This is a genomic window from Bacillus cereus group sp. BfR-BA-01355 (genome assembly GCF_022663675.1).
Classification (GTDB): Bacteria; Bacillota; Bacilli; order Bacillales; family Bacillaceae_G; genus Bacillus_A; species Bacillus_A thuringiensis_S.
In genome coordinates this window covers 1-4,179 of sequence record NZ_JAKUFY010000210.1, presented here as the reverse complement: position 1 = coordinate 4,179, position 4,179 = coordinate 1, and the positions used below count along the sequence as shown (strand labels likewise).

Genomic DNA, 4,179 nt, shown 5'->3' with positions numbered 1-4,179 from the left:
TTTCCTCCCTCTATTGCGTGTTATCTAAACTAACTATAATATATGACATAAGATTCTTAAAACTATTATTTGAGGTGACCGAATATGAAGAGTACAATTTGGGCAGAAGATCACGTTAATGTATCTGGTTTATATGGTATTTCTTTTGATGAAAATGAATCTAGTATTTTAGAGAGTCGCTATTTAATTCGAGAATGGGAAATGCCTGAGAATATCGTACTTTTATCTGGTGATGGACATACATGGATTGCATTAGACTATCGAAATGTAGCTGAAAATCCTCCAGTTATATTTATCGATAATGAGTTTGAGGAAATTATTGAATTAGCACCTAACTTTGAAAGTTTCTTACAAAACTTAACTACGTATGAATATGACGAGGAATAAGTCTCGCTCTAAAAAGGATCAAGATTTCATTACAAATTTACACGCCACTTTAAAACCACTCGGCTTTAAGAAAAAAAGACATACATTTTTCAAAGCTGAAAACGGATTTTATAAGCTCATTAACATACAAAAAAGCCAGTTTGGAGATGACTTCTATATAAATATAGGAGTCCACCCTATCGGTCTCCCACAGCTTATTACGGACCAATTACAATTAAAAGAAAACATTTCAATATTCGATTGCATTCTACAAACGAGAATAGAGCCTATGCATATCAAACAGAACCAGTTATTGCATAATGTTTCACATGAAACTATCGCTATTCCGAATTACCTTTCTACTATTTTCGACTGGTTTCAAACGTGAGCGTCTTATGAAAATCTAGTGGAAATGAATATACATTCCATTACTCCGGTACTAGCTGTCGTTTCAATATTACGAGAAAAAGCGTTTCTGCTTCTTACTTGTTTTTCTTTCTCCAAATTAAAACAGTACGAACAAGCTAATCGCTATTTACAGCAATATTTACATTGCTCCGTGCATCTGAATACCGAGGAAAAAGAGCTCGTATTCTTTCATGAAATTGATATGTATATAAAAAAACTAGTAGAAAGTGCAATATGATTTCACATTTTGCTTTATCACAATTTTATATCCTATCCTACAACTCCCAAGTAATATTCATTTCTTCAAATGACTCCTTACTAACTTCCAATCCTTCGCTATCTTCCGTTCCAATCATTGCTATTTCTTCTTTAGACAACTTAATTTCCTCATTTGGACTTTGGATTTTTTTCTTATACACGAGTTGTAAAAGCTCTATTTGTTCCTCTGTCAGTTCATACTCTTCTTCCAGTCTTTCTATTGCTGATTCTGTATCAAGTAATGGAATTTCTAATAAGAATCCGCCGTGCTCTTCCATCTCTTCAAATGAATCAATTGAATACGCACCGCTATCCTCAATCCAAAATGCAGTTGTAATAAAAGGAACTGTTTCGCCTTCTACTTCTTCTAATACGTATTGAAGTGCTTCTTCTTTCGCAATATCTATTACTTCCGAAGGTGCCCCTTCAAAATAATCTTTCGCATCAATCCACTCATCAATTCTCTCGCTATTCACATCTTGAAGACATACGATCGTGTAATTCGGATGAAACGTAATTGTCCCTTGTCCGCCTTGAGTATTTTGCATACTATAGTTAAATCCATCCCATGAACTTTCATGTGAGAAATCTGGACAATGCGCTACATTAATTGCATGGGCAATCGAATTTAAAACGCAGCCTTTCCATAGTTGTTCTTTATCTATATGTAATTTATATTTACTCATTATCTTCCCCCATGCACATATTTTTTTCTATTATCTTTCCTCTACACAATACTTGTAAATACTTTTCTATCTACTACAAAATACAAAAGGCGTCTTTTTATAGTTGAAAATTCAATAATAAATAAAACGAATTATTTAATAAATGAATCCCAATTGGAACGAGTAAATTCTTCGTTTTCTTATATGTGTATGCTAAACATATACCCATACCAAAAATATATAAAAGACTACCCACTGTAAGGGGATGGCCTAAAGTAAATATACAAGCACTTATAGCGATACTAGTAAGTGTAGAAAAACGCTGAGATAATTTCTTAAAAAGTATCCCTCGAAATAAAAGCTCTTCCCAAATCGGTGCAAAAACGGTGAGTACAACTACGTATAAAATGATTTCACTTTTAGTAGGCTCTATTACTATATTAGATTCGTCCACCCCAAGCCCATGTGGTAGAACTAAATTTAATATTGCAAGATATATAAGCATTACAATCGTTGTCATTATTATTGTTACATAGTATTTAAAATTATTGAATTGTAATGATTTTATTAAATGTAAACAGTAATTTCTTGCCGGTGTATACATTACAATAATCATACAAAACGTGAAAGGTGGAATAAGATAATCTACATACCATGGGTATAAGGAAGAATCATATAAAAGGTTCAAAAAACCAATTCCATGCATGACCCCAAAAATAATTAATAGAATGCTAATTACTTGGCGCATACTCATTTGTTCATTCTTTTCTTCATATGTAGCTAATTCTATATTCATCCTATCCCCTCCAGTATAATTAAACTTTTTAAACCATTATATACCAAATTCAACATAAAAAAAGACAATACACCCCTCTGTATTGTCCATTTTCGTCCCTACCATTTCTCTCTACACGTCTCAATTAAATGCAGTAAGTACCTCTTCGTCATATCTGCCCTTCTCCACCTTGAGAGCATTCGCTTTTCTTTTGGATTGTGCCGTATTCGCTCTACTTCTTTTAATAAAAGCTCCCATTCTTCCGCTGAACTTTCTAACAAGTATTGCAATCCTCTATCTTTTGAAACGATTGTTTTATAATCTAGTGTATATAAAATACGTCCCATCGTAACGACAGCTGATTCTACCCACTCTTCTACAAAGAATAAATATGGTTGTTTCGCCTTTTCACTCCAGTACTGTTCTACGTTATATTTCATCGTATTTACTACATCATTCCATTGTATTTGCAACGGAAGATCTTCTGCTTCTTTTCCGGTAACTGTAATGCCTTGATTTTTCAACGTCCACCATGTGACCGCATTAATGTCCCAATGACCAACATTAGCTTTACCATCTGCACAATACACATACTCGTTTATTTCATCATTGTATTTCCCTAAATCAACAAGCGGAATATACATACCGTCCATTCTTTTACCTAGCGTATTATCACTAAGTTTCTTATGTAGTTCCACAAGCTGCTGTTTTTCAGCTTCATTCACGGAATCACTTATCACTGTAACAAAATCAACATCGCTCGTTTCCTTATGAAATGCACCTAGTGCGATGGATCCGTAAATATATACCCCGACTATTTTTTCATCTAAAAAAATTTCTTTTAATTCTACTGTGTACCGCTCCATTAACTGTTGTACTTCCGTTGGTAACGCATGCTTCACTCCATTTTTCACATCTATCCCTCCAATAAAAAAAGCCTTTGCAAATTCGCAAAGACTTCTTGTTTTATAAATATTTCTCGATTTCTTCGTAAACATCCTTCAAACGAGGATTTCCTTCTCCAACAATTTCTCCATTTATAAGAACGACCGGATAAAATAAATCTTCTTCCACTACGCGCTCAGCGAATGCTTTCTTATCTTCATCTTCTTGTTCTTCTTGAAAATCAATATACTCGAAATTAAATTTATTTTCTTGTCCTTCATATTTACGACCAATTGCCGCTTGTAACCATTCAAACGTTTCTGTTGAAGATGGCATTCCGACGCAGCTCGCACAAATTACTTTCGTCCCATACACTTGCACATTAACCATTTCTTCTCCCCCACTTCTTGTTCCAACAGTATATTCAGATGTCTTATTACATAAGCACATCATTTTACAAACTTATTCCATACCCCTATACTGAAAAAACACGATACAATATTTCGACAATAAAACAAGAAGAGAAAAAATAGATTTTCCCCTCTATCTTGATTATAATAAAACTGATGAAAGGAGTCGATAAAAATGGAAAACCCACATATGCAAGAACAAGTATTAGAAGTATTAGATAAATTACGTCCATTCTTACTTCGCGATGGCGGAGACGTTGAATTAGTAGACATTGAAGAAGGTATCGTAAAACTACGCCTTATGGGTGCATGCGGAAGCTGCCCAAGTTCTACAATCACACTAAAAGCTGGTATCGAGCGCGCGTTACTTGAAGAAGTACCAGGCGTTATCGAAGTAGAACAAGTATTTTAA

Annotated in this window: 5 protein-coding genes and 2 pseudogenes; 3 read left to right on the top strand and 4 right to left on the bottom strand. The window is 34.1% G+C overall.

Annotation, left to right across the window (positions count from 1 at the left end; genetic code table 11):
- Positions 1 to 99: 99 nt before the first annotated feature.
- Positions 100 to 387, top strand: a pseudogene (locus MR167_RS30750) (SMI1/KNR4 family protein); the annotation flags it as partial.
- A pseudogene (locus MR167_RS30745) lies at positions 374 to 1,012 on the top strand (DUF4304 domain-containing protein). The pseudogenes MR167_RS30750 and MR167_RS30745, both read left to right, overlap by 14 nt.
- A gap of 37 nt (positions 1,013 to 1,049) precedes the next feature.
- Here the strand turns inward: MR167_RS30745 and MR167_RS30740 are convergent.
- The 4 genes from MR167_RS30740 to MR167_RS30725 all read right to left on the bottom strand — a co-directional run bounded on the left by MR167_RS30740 (position 1,050) and on the right by MR167_RS30725 (position 3,747).
- Positions 1,050 to 1,718: a hypothetical protein gene (locus MR167_RS30740; RefSeq protein WP_081144088.1), complete on the bottom strand. Its 669-nt coding sequence runs from the start codon at positions 1,716 to 1,718 to the stop codon at positions 1,050 to 1,052.
- 97 nt (positions 1,719 to 1,815) lie between these two features.
- Positions 1,816 to 2,493 (bottom strand): CPBP family intramembrane glutamic endopeptidase, encoded by a 678-nt coding sequence (locus MR167_RS30735; RefSeq protein ID WP_242316188.1) that lies wholly within the window; start codon positions 2,491 to 2,493, stop codon positions 1,816 to 1,818.
- 98 nt (positions 2,494 to 2,591) lie between these two features.
- Entirely contained in the window at positions 2,592 to 3,386 is a 795-nt protein-coding gene (locus tag MR167_RS30730; RefSeq protein WP_002162985.1) for a nucleotidyltransferase domain-containing protein, read from the bottom strand.
- 52 nt (positions 3,387 to 3,438) lie between these two features.
- Positions 3,439 to 3,747: a YuzD family protein gene (locus MR167_RS30725; protein ID WP_000248589.1), complete on the bottom strand. Its 309-nt coding sequence runs from the start codon at positions 3,745 to 3,747 to the stop codon at positions 3,439 to 3,441.
- A 195-nt stretch (positions 3,748 to 3,942) separates the two neighbouring features.
- On the opposite strand from MR167_RS30725, the gene MR167_RS30720 reads away from it, so the two are divergent.
- A complete protein-coding gene (locus MR167_RS30720; RefSeq protein ID WP_000431159.1) occupies positions 3,943 to 4,179 on the top strand; it encodes a NifU family protein in 237 nt (78 codons plus the stop codon).

Excerpts from the sequence above, each read along its gene's own strand:
- MR167_RS30740 (WP_081144088.1), bottom strand. The coding sequence starts at position 1,718 with ATGAGTAAATATAAATTACATATAGATAAAGAACAACTATGGAAAGGC.
- MR167_RS30735 (WP_242316188.1), bottom strand. The coding sequence starts at position 2,493 with ATGAATATAGAATTAGCTACATATGAAGAAAAGAATGAACAAATGAGT.
- MR167_RS30725 (WP_000248589.1), bottom strand. The coding sequence starts at position 3,747 with ATGGTTAATGTGCAAGTGTATGGGACGAAAGTAATTTGTGCGAGCTGC.
- MR167_RS30720 (WP_000431159.1), top strand. The coding sequence starts at position 3,943 with ATGGAAAACCCACATATGCAAGAACAAGTATTAGAAGTATTAGATAAA.